General features: G+C 39.8%; 20 protein-coding genes. 13 read left to right on the forward strand and 7 right to left on the reverse strand.

All coding sequences use genetic code 11. The features are described 5' to 3' along the window. From SAR02S_RS04605 to glmU, 3 genes are read right to left on the reverse strand one after another with little or no spacing between them, the layout of a single operon-like run. Positions 1–723, reverse strand: a complete 723-nt coding sequence (locus SAR02S_RS04605) for a hypothetical protein (protein WP_041957427.1) — start codon at positions 721–723, stop codon at positions 1–3. After that, positions 720–1,931: a bifunctional phosphopantothenoylcysteine decarboxylase/phosphopantothenate--cysteine ligase CoaBC gene (coaBC, locus tag SAR02S_RS04610; RefSeq protein ID WP_041958342.1), complete on the reverse strand. Its 1,212-nt coding sequence runs from the start codon at positions 1,929–1,931 to the stop codon at positions 720–722. The genes SAR02S_RS04605 and coaBC overlap by 4 nt, the downstream gene beginning before the upstream one ends. Beyond that, positions 1,924–3,225 carry a bifunctional UDP-N-acetylglucosamine diphosphorylase/glucosamine-1-phosphate N-acetyltransferase GlmU gene (glmU, locus tag SAR02S_RS04615; protein ID WP_041957428.1) on the reverse strand — a complete coding sequence of 434 codons (1,302 nt, stop codon included), beginning with the start codon at positions 3,223–3,225 and terminating at the stop codon, positions 1,924–1,926. Before glmU ends, coaBC begins: the two co-directional genes overlap by 8 nt. 157 nt (positions 3,226–3,382) lie before the next feature. On the opposite strand from glmU, the gene fliP reads away from it, so the two are divergent. The 3 genes from fliP to SAR02S_RS04630 all read left to right on the forward strand — a co-directional run bounded on the left by fliP (position 3,383) and on the right by SAR02S_RS04630 (position 5,559). Further along, positions 3,383–4,084: a flagellar type III secretion system pore protein FliP gene (fliP, locus tag SAR02S_RS04620; RefSeq protein ID WP_041957429.1), complete on the forward strand. Its 702-nt coding sequence runs from the start codon at positions 3,383–3,385 to the stop codon at positions 4,082–4,084. Further along, complete coding sequence (locus SAR02S_RS04625) at positions 4,038–4,901, forward strand: D-hexose-6-phosphate mutarotase (RefSeq protein ID WP_052433534.1); 864 nt, start codon at positions 4,038–4,040, stop codon at positions 4,899–4,901. Before fliP ends, SAR02S_RS04625 begins: the two co-directional genes overlap by 47 nt. Before the next feature lie 67 nt (positions 4,902–4,968). Continuing rightward, positions 4,969–5,559, forward strand: a complete 591-nt coding sequence (locus tag SAR02S_RS04630; protein ID WP_041957430.1) for an NAD(P)H-dependent oxidoreductase — start codon at positions 4,969–4,971, stop codon at positions 5,557–5,559. 35 nt (positions 5,560–5,594) lie between these two features. Here SAR02S_RS04630 and SAR02S_RS04635 read toward each other — a convergent pair whose 3' ends face one another. From SAR02S_RS04635 to SAR02S_RS04645, 3 genes are read right to left on the reverse strand one after another with little or no spacing between them, the layout of a single operon-like run. Next, positions 5,595–6,116: a restriction endonuclease subunit S domain-containing protein gene (locus SAR02S_RS04635; RefSeq protein ID WP_041957431.1), complete on the reverse strand. Its 522-nt coding sequence runs from the start codon at positions 6,114–6,116 to the stop codon at positions 5,595–5,597. Positions 6,117–6,163: 47 nt separating this feature from the next. Then, positions 6,164–6,475 carry a thiamine-binding protein gene (locus SAR02S_RS04640; RefSeq protein ID WP_041957432.1) on the reverse strand — a complete coding sequence of 104 codons (312 nt, stop codon included), beginning with the start codon at positions 6,473–6,475 and terminating at the stop codon, positions 6,164–6,166. Positions 6,476–6,501: 26 nt separating this feature from the next. Next, positions 6,502–8,217: a YgiQ family radical SAM protein gene (locus tag SAR02S_RS04645; RefSeq protein WP_084218449.1), complete on the reverse strand. Its 1,716-nt coding sequence runs from the start codon at positions 8,215–8,217 to the stop codon at positions 6,502–6,504. 113 nt (positions 8,218–8,330) lie between these two features. Here SAR02S_RS04645 and SAR02S_RS04650 point away from each other — a divergent pair, with 113 nt between their 5' ends. Then, complete coding sequence (locus tag SAR02S_RS04650) at positions 8,331–9,590, forward strand: glucose-6-phosphate isomerase (RefSeq protein WP_041957433.1); 1,260 nt, start codon at positions 8,331–8,333, stop codon at positions 9,588–9,590. Between the two features lie 31 nt (positions 9,591–9,621). Here SAR02S_RS04650 and SAR02S_RS04655 read toward each other — a convergent pair whose 3' ends face one another. Beyond that, positions 9,622–10,011 carry a TerB family tellurite resistance protein gene (locus SAR02S_RS04655; RefSeq protein WP_232294008.1) on the reverse strand — a complete coding sequence of 130 codons (390 nt, stop codon included), beginning with the start codon at positions 10,009–10,011 and terminating at the stop codon, positions 9,622–9,624. A 116-nt stretch (positions 10,012–10,127) separates the two neighbouring features. Between SAR02S_RS04655 and SAR02S_RS04660 the strand changes: the two genes are divergently transcribed. The 9 genes from SAR02S_RS04660 (at position 10,128) to hypF (ending at position 21,216) form a co-directional block, all read left to right on the forward strand. Further along, complete coding sequence (locus SAR02S_RS04660; protein WP_369384986.1) at positions 10,128–10,715, forward strand: TetR/AcrR family transcriptional regulator; 588 nt, start codon at positions 10,128–10,130, stop codon at positions 10,713–10,715. After that, complete coding sequence (locus SAR02S_RS04665; RefSeq protein WP_052433535.1) at positions 10,715–11,605, forward strand: NADH-quinone oxidoreductase subunit B family protein; 891 nt, start codon at positions 10,715–10,717, stop codon at positions 11,603–11,605. The genes SAR02S_RS04660 and SAR02S_RS04665 overlap by 1 nt, the downstream gene beginning before the upstream one ends. After that, positions 11,592–12,935: a nickel-dependent hydrogenase large subunit gene (locus SAR02S_RS04670; protein WP_041957435.1), complete on the forward strand. Its 1,344-nt coding sequence runs from the start codon at positions 11,592–11,594 to the stop codon at positions 12,933–12,935. The genes SAR02S_RS04665 and SAR02S_RS04670 overlap by 14 nt, the downstream gene beginning before the upstream one ends. Before the next feature lie 242 nt (positions 12,936–13,177). Further along, positions 13,178–14,335, forward strand: a complete 1,158-nt coding sequence (locus SAR02S_RS04675) for a hydrogenase small subunit (protein WP_041957436.1) — start codon at positions 13,178–13,180, stop codon at positions 14,333–14,335. A 15-nt stretch (positions 14,336–14,350) separates the two neighbouring features. Next, on the forward strand, positions 14,351–16,099 hold the full coding sequence (locus SAR02S_RS04680; RefSeq protein ID WP_041957437.1) for a nickel-dependent hydrogenase large subunit: 1,749 nt from the start codon (positions 14,351–14,353) through the stop codon (positions 16,097–16,099). 20 nt (positions 16,100–16,119) lie between these two features. Next, positions 16,120–16,794 carry a Ni/Fe-hydrogenase, b-type cytochrome subunit gene (gene cybH, locus SAR02S_RS04685; protein ID WP_041957438.1) on the forward strand — a complete coding sequence of 225 codons (675 nt, stop codon included), beginning with the start codon at positions 16,120–16,122 and terminating at the stop codon, positions 16,792–16,794. 12 nt (positions 16,795–16,806) lie between these two features. Continuing rightward, entirely contained in the window at positions 16,807–17,346 is a 540-nt protein-coding gene (locus SAR02S_RS04690; protein ID WP_041957439.1) for a HyaD/HybD family hydrogenase maturation endopeptidase, read from the forward strand. Continuing rightward, positions 17,343–19,007 (forward strand): hypothetical protein, encoded by a 1,665-nt coding sequence (locus tag SAR02S_RS04695; RefSeq protein ID WP_041957440.1) that lies wholly within the window; start codon positions 17,343–17,345, stop codon positions 19,005–19,007. The genes SAR02S_RS04690 and SAR02S_RS04695 overlap by 4 nt, the downstream gene beginning before the upstream one ends. Beyond that, positions 18,997–21,216 carry a carbamoyltransferase HypF gene (gene hypF / locus SAR02S_RS04700; protein ID WP_041957441.1) on the forward strand — a complete coding sequence of 740 codons (2,220 nt, stop codon included), beginning with the start codon at positions 18,997–18,999 and terminating at the stop codon, positions 21,214–21,216. The genes SAR02S_RS04695 and hypF overlap by 11 nt, the downstream gene beginning before the upstream one ends. Positions 21,217–21,229 lie beyond the last annotated feature (13 nt).

The raw sequence follows: 21,229 nt of genomic DNA on the forward strand, positions 1-21,229 counted from the left end.
TTAGCCCTTCACATCTAAAACTAAATCACTTACATCAAAAAGAGATTTAATCTCTTTTTGGAGAGTAAGGTGTGTAATCATACCCAATTTAGGGCTCTCTTTTTGTAAATAATGCAAACTTTTTTCATACATTGTGGCTATTTCAAACTCTGAGGGAGTGATAATTCCTCTAAGTGGTCCTAAATGTTCATAAGCAATATAGAAAATGAGTGATGCATCTGCTTGTTTTTGAAACTGTACCATTACCTTTTTTCCTCCATAGATCAAAGGAAGATGAATGGTCGCTTTGGAGAGGGCTAATAGCATATACGAATAGGTTTTAAAGAGTTCACGGCTCAGTTGTTCATCGCTCAGCTGTTTAAATAAAAAAGCCTTAAAATCACTGTAACTAAAGCTTCTGGACTCAAATAATTGATCAAAAGAAACAGGTAAAAAGTACGCTTCCTCTTCAAAAAGTTGAGGCTGTTTCCAAAGATTGGAGATCGTTAAGATACCGCCTTTACCTTCGGAAAAATTTGCCCAGTACTTTTGTCCCTCTTTGAGGTTTTTACTGCTTTTAGTAGTGAGCTCTTTTCGTCCAAGTTTTAAACGAAAGCGTGTTGCATCGATTTGTTTGAGAACTTCAAGACTCACCGGTAAGTTGGCATTGAAATTGATACTAGAGCTACTGGTATGCCCAATATCTGAGCCAATGCCAGCTAACTTGTGAAGTGTGGAGATCATAGGTGACTACATTGCTCCACGATTTGTTCTGCGATTTCAAATTTACCCGCTAAGGAGAATTTTTGGACATGAGAAGCGGTGATAAAGCTTACTTCATTTTTACTGCTCCCAAAGGTGTTGTGCTCTTTGAGAACGTTGAGACATACCGCATCTAACCCTTTTTTCTCTAGCATCGCTCCTGCATTACCCAGTGCTTTGCTTTCATCCATTTCTGCTTTAAAGCCGATGACTTTGAACCCTTTTTTGGGAAGTATTGAGAGTACATCGACATTGCGTTTAAGCTCTAGGCTGTAATGCTCACCCAACTCTTCTTTTTTGAGTTTACCTTCGTGCGTTTGAACAGGTACAAAATCGCTCACGGCAGCCGCCATAAGAAGATAAGGGGTTTTATCGTTTTTATTGACATATTGCATTTGTGAGAGAAGGGCGCTTTGAAGCTCATGCGTGCTTTTTACATGTAACGTATTAATCGCATTGACCATTGGCGTTTCACCACTGCTAATGAGTGTGACATTCGCACCTCTTAGGTAAAACGCAAGGGCAAGGGCAGAAGCTTGTTTTCCGCTGGAAAAGTTGGTGAGGCATCTGACATCATCAATTTTTTCCATCGTACCACCGCCGGTGATAATGACTTCTCGATCCATCCAAAAAGGCTCTTTTAAAAGTAGCCTTGCGCATGTGTAGAAAATCTGTTCAACATCAGCAAGAGCGCCCACACCTTCGTCATTACACGCAAGTAATTTAGATTGTGGAGCGATGATTTGATAACCCAGTGATGTAAGCTTGGTAAGGCTCTCTTGCGTGATGGGGTTTAGCATCATATTGGTATTAGCTGATGGGGCTAGAACAATGGTTTTGGTAAAGGCAATGGCTGTTTGTGTTAAAAGATTGTCCGCAATGCCATGACTTAGTTTATTGATCGTATTAACTGAAGCGGGGGCTATAATGAAAAGGTCTGCCCATTTGCCCGTATGAATGTGACTTAGCCCTTCGCTCCACGATTCGGTTTCTACATGTAAGACCTTATTTTGACTAATCGCCTCAAAGGTAAGCGGTGCTATAAAACGCTTGGCATCTTCGCTCATCAGCACTTTGACTTCAGCGCCCGCTTTGATAAAAAGACGAATCAGCTCTAATGCTTTATAGATCGCAATGCTTCCGGTCACGCCTAAAAGGATTTTTTTACCTGTGAGTTGGTTGTTACGCATCTTTTTTCCCGAAGAATTTGTAAAAGAAACCCTCAATGATTTTGAGCGGTTCACGATTGATCGCTAGGGCTCCTTTAGGGATGTCTTTTGTGACCGTTGTACCTGAAGCAATGAGGACATCATCCGCAATGGTAACAGGTGCGACAAGTTGAGTATCGCTTCCGACGAAGACGTTTTTGCCGATGATGGTTTTGTATTTGCTTTTGCCATCGTAGTTACATGTAATCGTCCCACAGCCGATGTTTGTTCCCTCATCAATGGTTGCATCACCAAGGTAGCTTAGGTGTCCCGCTTTGACACCTTTAAGGGTGGATTTTTTGATCTCAACAAAGTTTCCGATGTGGGTATCTTCGATGATTGAGTCGGGGCGAACACGAGCCATAGGTCCTATGTCAGAGTTTTTGATGACACTTTTTTCAATGACTGAGTGCGCTTTAATATGCGCATTTTCCAAAACGGTACCTTTAAGCAGGGTGACACCGTTTTCAAGTTTACATTCACCTTTTATCTGCACATCCGCTTCGATGTAGATGGTTTGAGGTAAGCGCATACTTACACCTTGCTCCATAAAACGGCGTTTAATGCGATCTTGCATCAGCTCTTCAGCTTGGGAGAGGTGATACTTGGAGTTGACACCCATAAAGGTTGCTTCATCAACAAAAAGGGCTTTGACTGTTTTATCTTCAGCATTGGCTAAAGCAATTAAGTCTGTGATGTAGTACTCTTTTTGACTGTTCTGGTTGGAGAGTTTAGGAAGATTCTCTTTTAGAAAATCGGTCTTAAAGAGGTAAACACCTGCATTTACCGCAGTTACTTTTTTCTCTTCAACACTCGCATCTTTCTCTTCGACAATTTTTTCAACGTTATAATGGGTATCCATAATGACACGACCATACCCAAATGGCTCTTTACATGTAAAAGCGCTCATCACAACATCGGCATCCAAATGTGTAAAATTTTGCATATTTTCGGCTTCAAGCAGGGGCATATCGCCATTGAGTACCAGCAAACGCTCGTATTTTGGTACAACACCGCGGATCGCACCACCCGTACCTGGGAAGTTTTGATGGTCTTGTATGCTATAGTGGATATTTTTAAAATGACGGTTCATTTTTTCTTGAACAAGGTCTGCTTGATGGTATAAAATGACATGGATGTCATCACTGATCTTTTGTGCCTCTTTGATGATGTGGTACAACATCTCAAAACCGCTGATCTCGTGAAGTACCTTTGGAAGTGTGGACTTCATGCGAGTACCAAGTCCCGCAGCCATAATCGCAATAGAAATATTCATTAAGTGTGTTCCTAACAGTCAGATGAAATCTATTTTAACGAAAAGTTGTTTAAAGATTAAATGGATTTTAACGCAAAACCAACTAAAATCATAAGATAATATTCAAGGAACCCATTTGAAAAACCTAAAGAGAATTATACTTTTACTATTGATCTGTATGACACCGATGGCTTTTGGTGCCGATACAATCCCTACCGTTAACCTCTCTTTGAGCGCACCAAATTCACCTCAGCAGCTTGTTACCAGCATGAACTTAGTGTTGGTTTTAACGATTCTTGTTCTTGCCCCTTCGCTTATTTTTATGATGACCAGTTTTTTACGTCTCTTGATCGTTTTCTCTTTTCTTCGCCAAGCACTTGGAACACAGCAAATGCCTCCTTCTCAAGTTATGGTCTCTTTGGCGATGATTTTGACGTTTTTTATTATGGAACCCGTTATGAATGAGTCGTATGAGGTAGCTATAAAGCCTTATTTGGCAGAGAAGATGAGTTACCAAGAAGCGTTTGAAAAAGGCTCTGCGCCTTTTAAAGCTTTTATGATTCGCAATACACGTGAAAAAGACTTAGCCCTTTTCTTTCGTATTCGCAACCTCGAAAACCCTAAAAACATTGAAGATGTGCCTTTGACTGTGGCAATGCCTGCTTTTATGATCAGTGAGCTAAAGACTGCTTTTGAGATTGGCTTTTTGCTCTATCTTCCTTTTCTTGTTATCGACATGGTGGTCAGTTCCGTTTTGATGGCAATGGGTATGATGATGCTACCTCCTGTTATGATCTCTTTACCGTTTAAGCTGCTTATTTTTGTACTCGTAGATGGTTGGAATTTGCTGGTGCAAAAACTCGTGGAGAGCTTCCATTAACGCTCACTCTATTAAAAACACAGCAATAGGTTTTGAACTTCACCATCCTCTCTTTGATGCAACTGTTTTAAGACAAGGAGCACAACTGATTCATTTTCAGCTCAAAGGCGGTGAACCACTTTTTTGGTCAGCGGAGCTTTCAACATTTGAAAAAGGCAAGGCGTTTCGTGGAGGCATTCCTCTGTGTTGGCCATGGTTTGGAAAAGCGGGCAGTCCCTCTCATGGATTTGCCCGTCTTGTTGAGTGGGATTTACTCAAACATACCCAAAGCGAAGAGGGCATGCAACTACTCTTTGAACTGCATGACTCTGCAATGACACGCGCTATGTGGCCTTATGCGTTTACCATACGACTCGAGATGAATTTGGGACGAGATGTTGAGCTTTCTTTACATGTAAACGCGGAAAAAGAGAGCACCGCTGCACTTCACTCCTACTTTACATGTAAACATATCAATGATGTCAACGTCACTGGTCTTGGTGGCATTTATACGGACTCTTTGCAAAAGGGAAAGTCTTGGGAAAGCCCAGATGAGCTTTTACATGTAAACCAAGCGATTGATCGTATCTACACACAACCCGAAGTCAAAACCATTCTTCAAGAGAAAGAGCGAACCATAAGCATTTCTCACGAAAATCACAGCGATGTTGTTGTCTGGAACCCGTGGGTTGAAGGTTCAGCAAACATTTCAGATATGAAAAAAGATGACTACACTAAGATGCTTTGCATCGAAAGTGCGAGAATTTCAAAGCCTCTTAACCGTAAAGATCATTTACATGTAAAGATACAACCCAAAGCCATTTCAATACTTACCTAAAATACTGTAAAGATAAATTAAGTATATTGCAGTTATACTTTTCCAAAAATAAACGGAAAGGTTATACATGAAAAATGTACTTATCATCAATGGTCATCAATACTATCCAAACGTTGCAGAGGGAAAACTAACACAGTTTTACATCGACACGGCTACGGAGTTCTTTCAAAAAGAAGGGTATGCCATCAAGCATAGCGTTGTCGAGAGTGACTACAGTATTAAAGAAGAGGTTGACAAATTTGCTTGGGCAGACATCATACTCTTTCAATATCCTGTTTATTGGATGGGCGTGCCTTGGTTGACTAAAAAGTATATCGATGAGATCTTTTCTATGGGTAAAGATACTGTAACGTATGCCAGTGATGGAAGAACCAGAAGTGACGCAACAAAGCGTTATGGTAGTGGCGGTTTGATGCAAGGCAAAAAATACATGCTCTCGTTAACCTATAACTGCCCAACAACAGAGTTTAGCAATAAAGAGGGATTCTTTGAAGGACTTAGTCTTGATGAAGCCAATGTTGCAACACATAAAACATTCCAGTTTTGTGGAGCAGAACCATTGGAAACATACTCTGTACATGATATTTTCAAAGGTGATTTAGATTTAGAAAATGAGAAAGCACGTTTCCGTGCGCATTTAGCTAAAAACTTCAACTAGCCAAAATACGGTGGTATGAAAGTACCACCACTACTTTAGATGTAAAGTTCAAAACCCTTTTGTTGTTTCAAAATGCTATCAAAAAGCTTTTGCGCTTCTTGGAGTAGTTTTTCATTCTGCTTTTGTGCTTTTTCTAAAATCTTATCAAGGCTTTTGAGTATCGAATCATTCGCATAATTTTGGGTGTTGAGCTCTTCAATAGTAGGTAGTTTTGAATTAATGTCATACGCTGTGTTGGTCGTTTTTGCTTGTGTCGTAGAATTTCCGCTTTCCTCTACATTTTTGAGGTACTCATCCATCATCGGCTGAATCAGCTTCATTGCCGCATCAATCTCTTTTTGATCGTTTGCATCAATACCATCGCCTTTGTACTGAAAACTATAGCCATAGGCATGGGAGAGTGACAACGAGGTGCTTGAGGTATTGCCACTTTGTTCTTGCGAAACTTCAAGAGAGCGTTCATCATACATACTAAGATCAATAGTATCTCCACTACTGGTTTGAAGTGAAAAGTCCAAACTATTGTAACTGTAATTGCTTGCGCTTATACTCTGCATGATGACTCCTTTAGTTGAATCTACATCGGCATAAGTGTCGTTTTGATTTAGATACTAATGAGACAATCGAGTTTATGTTGTACCGATTCGATTTTCTGCTGCATTCCATCTTCACGATTTGGTCTGATATCAAACTTTAAACAGGCATAAACACGTCCGCATGCTTCTAACAGCGCGTAAGCATTTTCTACTAGCTTCAGTGCTTCACTCATGGTTGGTGTTTCAACAACGGTACTCATAGGAGTTAGTTTGTAGCTATAACCACTTTCATGAATCATTTGAACGATGCGTGCAACATCGGCACTCTTACTGTCTTCTCCTTCTAGGGGGAACATACTAAATTCCATTAAAACACTCATAGATACTCCTTTACATGTAAAGACTTTTAGCTATCAAATCCACTGTAAAACTTACGCTCTTTGGAGACAACGATCTCTTTTTGACGCTCTTTTTTATGCATATCTTTTTCAACAAAAAGAGGTTTTCGTGTTATAGGGTGTAAGCCCGTGTAGTACATGAGTGTTGCATAAGTTGAAGGTGTTGGGGTAAAGATTTGTGCTTGTTCAGGATTGATCTTCAAAACAGTACTCGCAAACTGTTTTAAAGAATGCATATGTTTCTCTTCACACCCAGGATGTGCGGCGATGAGATAGTAAGTGAGGAACTGTTTTTTACCAGACTCACGACTCAACCTATCAAAAAGCGCTTTAAACTCGACTAAGGACTCTTTGCCTGGTTTTCCCATGAGCGCTAAGATCTCATCATCGATATGCTCAGGGGCTATTTTCATCTGACCGCTAAGGTGATGCTCAACAATCTCTTTAAGATATTCATAGCCATACATTTTATCATCGCTGATGAGATCGTAGCGAATACCTGAAGCCACAAACGCTTTTTTAATGCCCGGAAGCGCTCTGACTTTTCGCAGTAGATCGAGTTGTTTCTTATGCGTTGGTTTGAGTGCCTTACAGAGTTTTGGAAACATACAGCTTTTCTCTTCGCATGTTCCTTTGGTGACTTTCTTATGGCACTCATAGCCGTACATATTCGCCGTTGGCCCTCCAAGATCGGAGATAATACCTTTAAAATCTTTATAGGTCGTAAAGTGTTTAGCTTCTTTGAGAATAGAATTTTCTGAGCGAGAACGAATCGTTCTTCCTTGATGCACGCTGATGGCACAAAAACTGCATTCGCCATAACAGCCTTGGTGCGTTGAAATGGAAAATTTAATCGTTTCAAGTGCTTTGACCGCTCCATCTTTTTTATGGTAGGGGTGAACATCTCTCATAAACGCAAGCGCGCTTACTTCATCCATCTCTTCTGTGGTAAGGTAAAGGGAAGGTGGGTTTTGGATGAGGTAGCGATCATCCACTTTTTGACACAGTCCTTTGGCTGAAATCGGATCATTATTGTGGTAAAAAATGTCAAACATATCCATAAATTTGAGCTTGTCTGCCAGTGTTTCAGCATGACTCGGAAGGGTAAGATACTCCTCTTTTGGCTCTTTGGAAATGTAGCAAAGTCCTTTTACATGTAAAGGCTGGGTTCCCTCTTTGAGAGCATCGGCAAACTCGATGATGCTTTTGTCTGACATGCCATAAAGCAGGTAGTCTGCCTTGGCATCAAACAAAATGGGTTTACGAAGTTTGTTACTCCAAAAGTCATAGTGCGTCACACGTCTCAGACTTGCTTCAATGCCGCCTAGCATAATGGGTACGGTATTTTTAAAGTTTTGGCGGATGAGGTTGGTGTAAACCAAGCTTGCACGATCAGGGCGTTTGTTGTTAATGCCTCCTGGCGTGTAGTCATCAGAATTGCGAAACTTCTTGGTGGCTGTATAGTTAGAGACCATAGAATCCACACTGCCGCCACTCACTCCCCAAAAGAGTTTAGGCTCTCCCAAACGGCTAATGTCATCTTTACATGTAATGTCTGGTTGTCCGATAATGCCGACTTTATAACCAGCCTTTTCCAACACACGACCTACAACAGAAACTCCCATGTAGGGGCTGTCTATATAGGCATCAGAGGTGATAAGTATGATGTCGAGTTGAGTCCATCCTCTCTGATTCATCTCTTCTTTGGTGGTTGGTAAAAACATGCTTTTCCTAGGTGTTTGATAATAGGTGGAAATATAGCACAACGCCTCTATGTTTTGGCTTTTTTAAGATTGTTAATAGTAATATCTCACCAATTATCATTTGGAGGATAAGTTTGAAAAATTCACTCTATTTTAACATTAAAGTGGAAGAGGGCATCTTCGATAAAATCATCGCTGAGCAAAATACCATTGGCTACTATGCTCTGCCAGATCAAGATATTAGCGCTCTTGAAGACTACTTAACAGATTTTAAATCAAAAAATGATTACGATGCGATCAAAGATATCGCTATTATCGGTATTGGTGGAAGCTCATTAGGACCAAAAGCGATCTTTAGAGCTCTTCAAGGTATTCGCGATTTTGACAAACGTTTACACCTTTTTGAGAGTACTGATCCTGCTTCTATTCGCTCAACACTCAACAAATTGGACATTAAAAACACCCACTTTTTTGTCATCAGTAAATCAGGTACAACCATCGAGACAATCTCGGTTTACAAATACGTTCTTTCCCTTTTGAAAGCCAAAGATATTCCCCTTGATTATCGTTTTACCTTTGTCACCGATGATGGCTCAAAATTGGAAGCGCATGCTAAAACATTTAACTCTTTTGTTCTGCATATTCCTATCAATGTTGGTGGACGTTTCTCTGTTTTAAGTGCAGCGGGGCTTGCGCCATTGCTTTTGGTAGGTGTGGATATTCAACGCTTACTTGATGGTGCAAAGGCGATTAAAAAAAGCTTCTTTGAAGATGGCTACATCAAAGAGACGTTGATGAAAAAAGCGACCTATTACGCTAAAAATTCTATGCATTACAACATCAATACACTCTTTGCATACTCTGAGAGTTTGGACTGCTTTACGGATTGGTATGTTCAGCTTTGGGGTGAGAGTTTGGGTAAAAAACAACGCCATAGCAGTTTTAACGTGGGTCTTACACCGGTTGGTTTGATTGGTCCAAAAGATCAACACTCCTTCTTACAACTTATTGTTGAAGGACTTCGCGATAAAAGTGTAACCGTACTTAAAATTGAAAATTTTGATGATAAGATCAAAATTCCAGCGATTACGCTTAAAGAGCTTGAGGGCTTGGATTTGATGAATGGTATTGCTTTTTGCGATCTTATCAATATGCAAGCAGATTCGACCATTGAAGCGCTTTTGGATAAAAAAGATATTCCAATCGACACCATTACCCTTCAACACATTGATGAAGAGAACATTGGAAAGTTGATTTTCTATTATGAGCTTTTAACATCTCTTGTTGGTCAAATGATGAATGTTAATACCTATGATCAACCCGGTGTTGAGAGTGGTAAGAAGATATTAGAAGGTAAACTAATCGAAGAAAAAAAGAGTAAGAAAAATCGTTAAAACATTCTAGGCTGGGAAAATTCCCAGCCTTTTAAACTGTCGTAAAAACAAGCGCTTGCTCATACAGTGCTGAACCTGCTTTCCCCCACATTGAAAAAAGATGCATTTCTTGTTCACTGAAATTGAACGTCTGAGCGATTTTATCCATAATTTTATGTTCATTAATGCCAAACTTATCATCGATGTGAACCAGTACCATCAATCCAAGAATTGCTATTTTTCGACTTTGAGGTGTTCTAAAGACAGAGAGACTCTCTTCTAGCACAAATTGATCTAAATTCATTTCCATATTATCAATGCCCATTTCAGTACAGTATTCTTCCACCACTTCACGCTCTTTAAGACCGTATTCTCCATCTTGTTTTGCAACATATTGCGCCAGTTGCAAAAAAGCAAATTTCTCTTCAGTTTTAAGTTTCATAAGTAACAATTTGTACTCCTTTGATAATGAATCGATAAAATTATAGTGAAACATTTTAAATGAACATTAATAAAAATGGTAAAATGAGCCAAAGCGCAGTAAGAAGGATCGTATTCGTGGATAAAAAATTACGTAAAAGTGAAAAGATTTTAGATGCGGCATTGATGCTGTTTTCAACGCAAGGTTTTTATGCAACAACGATTCCCGATATTGCCAAAGCGATGGGTATGAGTGTGGGTAACATATATAATTATTTTTCTTCCAAAGAGTTGCTCGCTAAAGAGATCATCAAGTACTCATCTGACATTTTGGGCGCTGAAATTCGAAAAGTCAATGAAGAAGAGGGAAGTGCAAAAGAAAAAATTCGTAAAATTGTCGCACTCTATTTTGAAATGGCAACGTTAAAGCCTCAGCATATTAACTACTTTTTACGCGTTTACCTTGCCAATAAAGAGGTCTTCAAAGAGGGTTGCGAAGGAATGATTTGTGTCTCTTCTTTTGTAACAGAACTGATGATTTTCTTTGAAGAAGGTGTTGCTAAGGGTGAGTTACGCAACCAAGACTTTTTTTCTGCTTTTGGTCTTTTTATGGGCTATCTAGGTGGTTTTGTTTTCTTAAGTGGCGAAGGTGTGCTCGATAAAGTACTAAGCGCTTATGTGGATGAAATTTCACTCAATATCTATAATGCTTTGAAACAATACTAATGCCTCACAAATCATCCATCATCTGGCTTCAAGGTCTTACATGTAATGGCAATAGCCACTCGTTTTTAAATTATGCTTACATGCCAAGCTTTGCTGCTTCGTTTGATATGCTTTACCATCCATTATGGTGTGGGGCAGAGGATTTTATGAGCCTTTTAAGGAGTGATGAAACCTTTGATTTTCTCATATTAGAGGGTGCTCTGAGCCATGATGAACGTTTAATTCAACGCTTTAACCTCCCGTTTTACGAAATTCTCGATACTTTAGCTGCACGTGCCAAATATATTATCTGTGCCGGAAGTTGTGCCAGTTTTGGCGGTGTCTTTCGTTTGCGCGATCCTGAAAAGATTACAGGCGCACTCTTTAGTGGAAAAGAGAAGGGTGGGTATTGGTTGGAGAGAAACAATGTCATTAACATTTCAGGCTGTCCTGTGCATCCACGGTGGCTTGTTGAGACTCTTTTGGCGCTGCATAATGGAGAAAAGGTGCTTTTAGATGAATTTTTACGCCCCAAAGAGGTCTTTTCATACCTCGCCCATCATGGGTGTTTACGCAATGAGTATTTTGAATGGAAGGTCGATAGTAAACAACTTGGGCAAAAAGAAGGGTGTCTGTTTTATGATCATGGTTGTTTGGGTCCCATGAGCCATGCTAATTGCAATAAGATTTTGTGGAATGATGTGAGTTCAAAAACCAGAGCAGGATCTCCGTGTTTAGGATGTACTGAGTTTGATTTTCCTCGCCTTGCACTGTATGAAACGCAAAAAAATATGTCTCTACCGCAAACACCCTTTGGCATCTCCAAACGTGCTTACTATACGCTTGCTGGAGTGGCAAAAAGTTTTAAGATAGAGAGACTTGAAAAGAAGCTGATTGATGAAGATAACTAAAGAGATTATTCAAAGAATTGAAGGTGAAGCGACCTTGGAGCTTGAGTGGGAAAAAGAGCAGGTTAGTTTTGCCAAAATCAAATTTTTTAATTACCGTGGCATTGAAGAGATTCTCAAAAAGCGCCCTTTGCTTGATGCTTTAGCATTGACACCTAAAGTATGTGGCATTTGCTCGCATTCACATGCTATCGCTTCTGTGTTAGCCATAGAAGAGTGTTTTAAAAGTGCAGGCGAATCTTTACATGTAAACCAAAAAGCCAAAGATATTCGCGAAATTGCACTCAATGCTGAGAAGATTCAAAACCATATTAAATGGTATTTTTTTACCATTTTGCCAGAACTGAAAAGAGTCTCTGATCCAACATACAAAGGCAATGCTTTTAAAGAGAAACAGTGGTTTCAAGCACAACGTGCCATTATGGATAGCTTGAAAATGGGGGCACACTTTACCGGTCAGTGGCCGCATGGTTCGTTTGTCATGGCGGGTGGTGTTACGTGCGATCCACTTCGAAGTGATCTTATCAGTGCTCATGGATGTTTGGATGCTGTGATCGCTTTTTGTGAGGAGCATTTTTATGGCATGAGCTTAGAAGAGTTTTTGAGTTTTGACTCAGCACTGCAAGTGATGTCAGTTCCTTCGGCTCTTTCCTTCGGAATTGATGAAATGCTTAAACATGGTTTTGATCGTTTAGGGCGTAGTTTTGACCGTTTTTTAGCGCTTGGTGAATCTTTTATGTATGAAGGAAGCCTTAAGGCCTCTAAAACGACGGTATTGGGAGCTGATGTTAAGTATGTGCATGAAAGTTTAGATCATACTTTTTTTGCCGATAAGAACAGCGGATATACCTATTCTAAAAGTGCAATGTATAAAAAGAGTTTCTGCGAAGTAGGACCTTTGTCGCGTTTAATGGTGGCTAAAGAGCCATTGATGCGTGATTTTCACAGACGTTTTAAAGACGCGGCATTAACACGCGTTGTTGCAAGAGCTGTTGAGTGTGCGCATTTGTTGTGGCGTACAAAAGCGCTCCTTCAGAGTATTGATTTGAAAGAAGCTTCTTTGATTCCTCCTAAAAAAGAGATTCATGGTTTGAGTGGTGAAGGGGTTGGTGTGATTGAAGCACCAAGAGGCTCACTCATACACCATGTTGTTGTCCATCAAGGTATTATAGAGTCCTACGACATTATCACGCCAACAGTATGGAATTTGGGAAATGGTGATAAACAAAATCCTTCGACGGCTCAAAAAGCTTTAATTGGTCTAAATTCGTTTACCAAAGCGGATTTTGTTCTTAAAAGTTTTGACGTTTGTTCGGTCTGTACCACGCAATAAACGTATTATTCCCCGTGTGACAATTTAGCCATTTTTAATATAATACACTTTTTATCCTCTTTTTTTGTTACATTTCTACTCTATTGCTTTAAACAAGCCTTAATAGCGTGCATTCCCAGCATATTGTGAAACGTTTTTTGATTTAATGCTAAATGAATACTCATTCAGGTAAATAACTATTGTCTGTTTTCTGAATGATGCCTTAACTTTTTGATCTTGGAAAATTTACACAGGAGAGATTTATGGAACACGCAAAACTGTACGAAAGGCTTGCTGAGAGACTTAGCAATCTTGAGAAGTTCCCCCGAATTAAGGAGGAAAAATCTATTGCGGCACTGATGGAAGAACATGGTATCAGCCGTAGAGATTTTATGAAGTGGGCAGCAGGTGTTACTGCAATGTTGTCATTACCTTCAACATTTACACCGCTTATGGCACAAGCAGCTGAGTTGACAGATCGTTTACCGGTTATTTGGTTGCACATGGCTGAGTGTACAGGCTGTAGTGAGAGTTTATTAAGAACGGACGCTCCAACAATCGATAGTTTGATCTTTGATCACATTTCACTAGAGTATCACGAGACGCTTATGGTTGCTGCGGGCTGGCAAGCAGAGCACAATCTTGAGAGTGCTATTGAAAAATACAAAGGTAAATATATCTTAATGGTTGAAGGCGGCATTCCAGCAGGAAGCAGCGACTTCTACTTAACCGTTGGACCACACGGTCAAACAGGCCAAGCAAGTGCCAAAAAAGCTTCAGATTCTGCAGCAGCAATCTTTGCGATTGGTTCTTGTTCAAGTTTTGGTGGTATCCAAGCGGCTCATCCAAACCCAACAAACGCACAACCACTCAGTAAAATTACTAATAAACCTGTCATTAACGTTCCAGGTTGTCCTCCAAGTGAGAAAAACATTGTCGGTAACGTACTTCACTATATCCTTTTTGGCACACTTCCAGCACTTGATGCTTACAATCGTCCAAAATGGGCTTATGGTCTTAGAATTCATGATCTTTGCGAAAGACGTGGTCACTTCGATGCGGGCGAATTCGTTCAAGAGTTCGGTGATGCAGGTGCTAAAAAAGGTTTCTGTCTTTATAAAGTGGGTTGTAAAGGTCCTTATACCTTCAATAACTGTTCACGTGAGAGATTTAACCAACATACTTCTTGGCCAGTTCAAGCAGGTCACGGCTGTATTGGTTGTTCAGAGCCTGGTTTCTGGGATAATATGGGACCATTTGAAGAGCCTCTTGGTGATAGATTATACAACACTGTTTACGGTGAGGGCGCTGATAAGACTGCCGATAAAGTTGGCGTAGCACTCTTAACTGCGACTGCAGTAGGTATTGCGGCTCATGCGGCGATTGCTGCGGTTAAGGGCAGTGGAAAAACTGAAGAATAATAGAAGGATAAGATAATGAGCAAAAGAATCGTAGTTGATCCAATCACCAGAATCGAAGGACACTTAAGAGTTGAAGTTATTGTAGATGACAACAATGTTGTTACCGAAGCATACTCTTCTTCAACACTTTGGAGAGGAATTGAGACTATCCTTAAAGGCAGAGATCCAAGAGATGCTGGCTTTATGGTACAAAGAATTTGTGGTGTTTGTACGTACTCACACTACAAAGCAGGTATTATGGCAGTTGAAGATGCTCTAGGAATTGAGCCTCCACTTAATGCAAAATTGACACGTACATTGATGAACAATGCACTTTTCTTACATGATCACGTTGTACACTTTTATCATCTTCATGGTCTTGACTGGGTTGATGTTGTTTCTGCTCTTAAAGCGGATCCGCACAAAGCTGCTGCTGAGTCATTTAAGTACACAGATGCTCCAATTGCCTGTGGTGCTGATGATCTTGTTGCAACTCAAAAAAGAGTATCAGAATTTGTTAAAAAAGGAAATCTTGGACCATTCGCGAATGCGTACTGGGGACATGCAACCTATAAATTAACACCTGAGCAAAACTTGATCGCAGTTTCTCACTACCTTAAAGCACTAGAACTTCAAAGAACAATCGCTCAAATGATGGCTATTTTTGGTGCAAAACAACCACACCCACAAAGCTTAACGGTTGGTGGTGTAACGTGTGTTATGGATCTTCAATCTCCTTCACGTTTAGGCGAATATATGACTAAATTTAAAGAAGTTGCAGATTTCGTTAATCGTGCTTACTATCCTGACGTTGTTATGGCTGGTCTTGCTTATGCAAAAGAACCAAGTGTAACAGGAGGCTTGGGTGTACCAAATCTCTTTACACAAAAAGAGTTCCAAATCAATGCAAAAGAGTTCTTATTTGACAGTGGTGTGATGATGGGTGAAGATGTGGTTAACTTAATCACAGGTAAACCATTTAAAGTTCAAACATTGGATGAGAGCAAAATTACCGAAGAAGCAACACGTTCATGGTATAAAGACAATGCGGCTTACCACCCATATGAGGGTCGTCAAGAGCCTAATTATACTGGCTTTAAAGATGCTCAAACAATTAATGACAAAGGCGTACTCGCTGCAACTAAAGTTATTGATGAAAAAGGTAAATATACGTGGGTAAAAGCTCCTCGTTACGATGGTAACCCACTTCAAGTTGGACCATTGGCAAATATCGTTATTAACTACGCACTTGGAAACAAACGTGTTAAAGTCGTTGTTGATAAATTCTTAAAAGATACAGGTCTTCCAATTTCAGCTGTTGCTTCAACACTAGGTCGTACAGCATGTCGTATGATTGAAGCTAAAGTGATTGCTGACAATGGTATGGAAGCATTTACCGCATTGATTCAAAACCTCAAAGTTGATGATTCAACGTGTACAAGTTACAAAATTGATAAAAACAAAGAGTACAAAGGTCGCTACATCGGACATGTTCCTCGTGGTGTTCTAAGTCACTGGGTTAAAATCAAAAACGGTGTGATCGAAAACTACCAAGCAGTAGTGCCTAGTACATGGAATGCAAGTCCTAAAGATGCAAAAGGTGTTAGAGGATCATATGAAGAGTCTTTAATTGGTTTGAAGATTACAGATCTTTCTCAACCGCTTGAAATTGTAAGAATCATCCACTCTTACGATCCATGTCTTGCATGTGCTGTACATGTTATGGATACAAAAGGTAATGAGATGAGCAGTTATAAGGTCAATGTTAACGGCGCGTCTTGCTAAAAGCGAAAGGGAGTCTAACAATGAAAAGAGATATAGAATTTGAGTTCTCAGCAGGGCTTCGTTGGACGCACTGGCTTAGAGCAATTGCTATTTTTGTATTAACGGTGACAGGTTTTTATTTAACGTATGTATTCATTGCTCCTGAAGCATCGGATGAGCCTATCCTCTTCTTGAATGCAAAGTTCAGAATGTGGCATGAAATCGCAGGATTTTTGCTTATTGCAATTACGCTTTTTAAAACATACCTTTTTTGTGTTGATCGTATCAGCTCAAAAGAGAGAGTATCGTTTTTAGATTTTATCAGTCCAAAAGTATGGATTGCACAGCTTAAATATTACCTTTTTATGGGGGAACATCCTCATTTAAGAGGTGTTTATAATCCGTTGCAATTTATAGCATACGTAGGTCTTTATACGATGATTTTTATCATCAGCTTAACAGGCTTAATTTTGTATGTACATTGTTATCAAGCTGGTGGTATCGGTCTATTTTTATACGACTATATGCGTCCAATTGAAGCAATGTTAGGTGGACTTTCAATGGTTCGAGAAATTCACCACATCGTTATGTGGGGTATTTTGATCTTTATACCAATTCACATCTATATGGCAATCTTTAACTCAATCATGGGTAAAGAGGGTTCAATGGATGCGATTATTAGTGGTTACAAATTTCATAAACAACACAAACACTAAGAGAGTCTTGGCTTGAAAGTGTTGATTTTGGGCATTGGCAATGTGATGTTCTCCGACGAAGGCGTCGGAGTTCATCTTTGCCGCCTTGTTGAAAAAAAGTATGCGTTTTCTTCTTCTGAACACACCCTCACATTTATTGATGGCGGTACCCTTGCAGAGAGATTAATCCCTATTATCGTTGAATATGACTACCTGATCGTTCTTGATTGTGTTGATGCCAATGATGGCGAGATCGGTGATGTTTACTTCTTCGATTTTGAAAATGTCCCCAATTCTATTACATGGCAAGGTAGTGTGCATGAAGTAGAAATGTTACAAACCCTCTCTATGATGGATTTAGTAGGAGATCGACCACCTACGAAAATAGTGGGCATTATTCCCGAAGTTATTGAAGATACAACGCTCCAACTGACCGATGCTGTCGTTAAAGGAAGTAGCGTTATGGAGAGCGTTTTACTGAAACATTTGGTAGAATTAGGCTTTTCGTATCAGCAAATCAGCGATATTGATATCCAAAGTGTGGCAAACACATCCTGTCTGGAGGATCGATGATCTTAGCATTTGAATTTAATTATGTTTCAAATAACGGTATTTTAGAAAATTTACTGAAAGAAATTGCGAGTGATTTTGGCATTAGCCATAAAATTATTCGCAAAGAGACGATTGTAACACTTTTTGTAGAAGCTGATGAGACAGTGTTAGGTACGTTTGCCGATACACTCTCTGCTTCGCTTCCATTATCTATCTTTTTTAAATCTTCCAGCGTGGAAGTACTCGATGTTATGCCAGAAGATCAGGAAGTAGTAACTGTGATGGCGTATACGGTAGAGTTTACACCCAAAATATTAGCCTCTGTTAATACACCCAATTCTCCACTTTATCTTTCTCCTTTTGCAAGCACACCCAAAGATGCCAATGTAAAGCTTTTGCACGAGGGTAAAGAACTTTTACATGTAAACAATTCTGAGGGCTATGAAAAGCTTTATGAAAAAATTTCAGAACTTATCTCAAATGGTGAAAATGTAGCGATACAAACCAAAAATGGTTCTTTTGTTTTTGGAAAAATTGAAAACAGCACTGCTCTTAAAACATTTGAGGTGATTGCAACAGATTTATCTGTCGTTGAGCGTATGGTTGTGAGCAGGGAAAATGAGATCAAAGCACTGGCTTCTTTGGAACGTCCAGCAATTCGTTTTAAAGTCAATAGCCTTTTTGCACAAAAAGGTATTTTAAGTGATGCTCGTGTGATGCTCAGACTTGCAGATGATCTTTTCTTGTATCATCTTTCAAAACGTCTTTTTGCTAAAGGGGTTCAGTTTATTTTCAAAGCTACGTTGGCACAATGCAAAACAGCGTATAGCGTTGATTATACTGCCCAGTCTGAAGCGCTAGAGCCTTTGGTGATAAGTGTCCTTGAAAATGGTGCAATTTTGATCCTTAAGGGTAAAGATTATGCTTCTAAAACGCTCAAAGCAAGTTTAGAAAAATTTGATGAGCCTTCTCATGCGGCATTTGCTTCTATTATGCAAGAACATCAACTCTTTGATGCAACGTCAAGTTGTTTTTATCTCAGCCAAAGCCATAATGATAGAATTATGCACTACTCGAAAGAGCATGGTATGCTCAATCTTGTAGAGGTTTCGCTTCCAATATCTTTTGCAGAACTGTTTGCTGAGATTGAGCGAAGTAGTCCAAGTGCAGAGCGTTTGGTTGCCAATTATAAAGAGCAATTTCCTGAAGTTTATGCGCATGCTATTCAAACTGCCATTCCGAGTGATCTTCCTAAAAGTATCTATTCTCTTTGGAAAATTGTTGCAATGGCATTAGGCTTAAGCGATGATTTTGAAAATGCAGCAGAACAACTTTTTGAAAATGCTGAAGATTTTGGTGGTTTAAAAGGTCCACGCATTGACTATTTCTTGGAAAAAGAGGATGCTCTGAGTTCTGATCTTAACTATGTGCGGTTGGTTCGTAGCGGTATCAGCTATAAAGTTGCAGGAACCGATAATACAACGCTCAGTTTTGGGTATATGGAGAGTCTCTCCTATTTTATCTCTGACCTAGCCGACGCACATAAAGAGAATCTTATGACAACGAAGATCGCCCTTTGTGGTTCACTCTTTGCTCACAAACGATTTTCTGAGATGCTCACTAAAAATCTTAGACCAAATCATACGATTTGCTTTAATAAAGAGTTGCCGATTGATCAGTAAATCTCGTCTGATTTATCATATTGAAGGTATTGTCCAAGGGGTTGGTTTTCGCCCCTTTGTCTATACCATAGCCTCGCGTTACACACTTCATGGTTTTGTACTCAACAATGCAAAAGGCGTTGTTATCGAGATAGAAGGATTTAAAGAGAGCCTTGATGCGTTTGAACAGGCTTTGTTTAAAGAACTTCCTCCTTTAGCTCGTATTGATTTTTGGCAAAAAAATATTCTTACATGTAAAGACGATACCTCTTTCGAAATTCGCCATAGCGATGAAGCAAGCACTAAATCCTCACTCGTGTTACCAGACATGTCTCTGTGTAAAGAGTGTTTAAGAGAGTTGCAAGACCCAACCAATCGTCGCTATCACTATTTTTTTACCAACTGTACCAATTGTGGGCCTCGCTATTCCATCATTAAAACCGTTCCATATGATCGCCCTTATACCTCAATGCAACCTTTTGTGATGTGTGAAGAATGCCAAAGTGAATATACAAACCCCTTGGATCGTCGCTATCATGCTCAACCCATTAGTTGTTCCAAATGTGGGCCAACACTCTCTTTACGTTCCATCAACGGAGAACTCCTTGCCATGAATGAAGAGGCAATAGTCCAATTAGCGGAGCTGCTTAACACAGGGTATATCGTCGCAATGAAAGGCATGGGTGGCTTTCATCTCATGTGCGATGCAACGCAAGACGATGTGGTTGCACGCTTGAGAGAGCGTAAACACCGACCTTCAAAACCGTTTGCAGTGATGTTTAAAAATCTTGAAGCCATCAAAGAAGAGTGTGTTTTAAGCGTTAAAGAAGAGGAGGGCGTTAGCTCACTGCTTCGTCCAATTGTTCTTGTAAAGCGTCGATTTCATGCTTCCAAGATAAGCCCGCTTATTGCACCGTGCATTGATCGTCTCGGTGTATTTCTTCCTTACACACCTTTACATGTAATTCTTTTCGAATACCTCAAAAATCCGATTGTTGCGACCAGTGCGAACCGCTCGGGTGAGCCGATTATCAGTGATGCAACTGTTTTACAACAGAAGCTGAAGGATGTTGTGGAGTATTATCTTGATTATAACCGCGAGATTGTCAACTCAAGTGATGACAGTGTTTTGCAGTACATTGGAGATGAAATGCTCTTGATGCGCTCTTCACGCGGCATTGCACCGCAGAGTTTTAGAGTGGATTGTAAAGATGAGCGTAAGATTTTAGCAGTTGGCGCACATCAAAAAAATGCGATTGCGATTTATCTAAACCACCAGATAATTGTAAGCCCGTATATTGGCGATTTGGATAATATTGCGAGCAATGAGCTTTTTGAAAAAATGATAGAAAGCTTTGCGCGTTTTTACGATTTTACTCCCGATCTTATTGTGGGTGATTTGCATCCCAATTACGTCTCAACGCAATGGGCAAAAAAGCAAAATATCCCTTTTGTGCAAGTACAGCATCACTATGCACATATTCTTTCAACCATGTTTGAGCATCACATAAGTGAACCTGTATTGGGTATTGCATGGGATGGCACAGGGTACGGCGATGATGGTACCATTTGGGGTGGCGAATTTTTACTGTGCGATCAAGAACGTTACGAGCGTGTCGTCTCTTTTGAACCATTTTTACTTTTGGGAGGGGACGCGAGTATTAAAGAAATTAAGCGCATTTTAGCTTCACTTTTGTGGGATACGCTTGGCGATGAAGCAGATGTTCATCTCTTAAACTATTTTGATGAAAAATCCCTCAAACTTCTTAAACATGTTTATACTAAAAAGATCAATGCACCACGTTGCTCTTCCGTGGGAAGACTCTTTGATGCAGTTGCTGTTTTGTGCGGAATGGAAGAGAATGTGAGCTATGATGGCGAGAGTGGATTGCTCATAGAAAGGCTTTATGACCCTTTGATTTTAGACTCTTATGAAGTGAAAATTGACGATAAAATAGTCCACTATAAGCCTATGTTTGCTCAAATGCTTTATGACCGTGAACCACGCCTTATTGCCTCTAAATTTATGAATACTTTGGTCAAAATTCTTCTTGAAATAAGCTCACGCTACACCTACCCTATAGTCCTTGGAGGTGGCGTGTTTCAAAATCGCACACTGATGGAGCAGATTCTTCAAAATGTCACACAAAACCTCTATTTTCCGCTACAATTAGCGATCAATGATGGCGGAATTTGTGTCGGACAGATATATAAATCCCTTTTGAAATAATATTAATATTTTT

It is taken from the genome of Sulfurospirillum arsenophilum NBRC 109478, from assembly GCF_000813345.1.
Lineage (GTDB): Bacteria > Campylobacterota > Campylobacteria > Campylobacterales > Sulfurospirillaceae > Sulfurospirillum > Sulfurospirillum arsenophilum.

Bases quoted from the DNA above. Each gene is read 5' to 3' on its own strand.
- SAR02S_RS04640 (WP_041957432.1), bottom strand. From the start codon at position 6,475: ATGAGTGTTTTAATGGAATTTAGTATGTTCCCCCTAGAAGGAGAAGAC.
- SAR02S_RS04655 (WP_232294008.1), bottom strand. From the start codon at position 10,011: ATGAAACTTAAAACTGAAGAGAAATTTGCTTTTTTGCAACTGGCGCAA.
- SAR02S_RS04630 (WP_041957430.1), top strand. From the start codon at position 4,969: ATGAAAAATGTACTTATCATCAATGGTCATCAATACTATCCAAACGTT.
- cybH (WP_041957438.1), top strand. From the start codon at position 16,120: ATGAAAAGAGATATAGAATTTGAGTTCTCAGCAGGGCTTCGTTGGACG.
- SAR02S_RS04670 (WP_041957435.1), top strand. From the start codon at position 11,592: ATGAAGATAACTAAAGAGATTATTCAAAGAATTGAAGGTGAAGCGACC.
- SAR02S_RS04635 (WP_041957431.1), bottom strand. From the start codon at position 6,116: ATGCAGAGTATAAGCGCAAGCAATTACAGTTACAATAGTTTGGACTTT.
- SAR02S_RS04605 (WP_041957427.1), bottom strand. From the start codon at position 723: ATGATCTCCACACTTCACAAGTTAGCTGGCATTGGCTCAGATATTGGG.
- SAR02S_RS04625 (WP_052433534.1), top strand. From the start codon at position 4,038: ATGGTTGGAATTTGCTGGTGCAAAAACTCGTGGAGAGCTTCCATTAAC.
- SAR02S_RS04680 (WP_041957437.1), top strand. From the start codon at position 14,351: ATGAGCAAAAGAATCGTAGTTGATCCAATCACCAGAATCGAAGGACAC.
- coaBC (WP_041958342.1), bottom strand. From the start codon at position 1,931: ATGCGTAACAACCAACTCACAGGTAAAAAAATCCTTTTAGGCGTGACC.
- glmU (WP_041957428.1), bottom strand. From the start codon at position 3,225: ATGAATATTTCTATTGCGATTATGGCTGCGGGACTTGGTACTCGCATG.
- SAR02S_RS04645 (WP_084218449.1), bottom strand. From the start codon at position 8,217: ATGTTTTTACCAACCACCAAAGAAGAGATGAATCAGAGAGGATGGACT.
- fliP (WP_041957429.1), top strand. From the start codon at position 3,383: ATGACACCGATGGCTTTTGGTGCCGATACAATCCCTACCGTTAACCTC.
- SAR02S_RS04665 (WP_052433535.1), top strand. From the start codon at position 10,715: ATGCCTCACAAATCATCCATCATCTGGCTTCAAGGTCTTACATGTAAT.
- SAR02S_RS04675 (WP_041957436.1), top strand. From the start codon at position 13,178: ATGGAACACGCAAAACTGTACGAAAGGCTTGCTGAGAGACTTAGCAAT.
- SAR02S_RS04695 (WP_041957440.1), top strand. From the start codon at position 17,343: ATGATCTTAGCATTTGAATTTAATTATGTTTCAAATAACGGTATTTTA.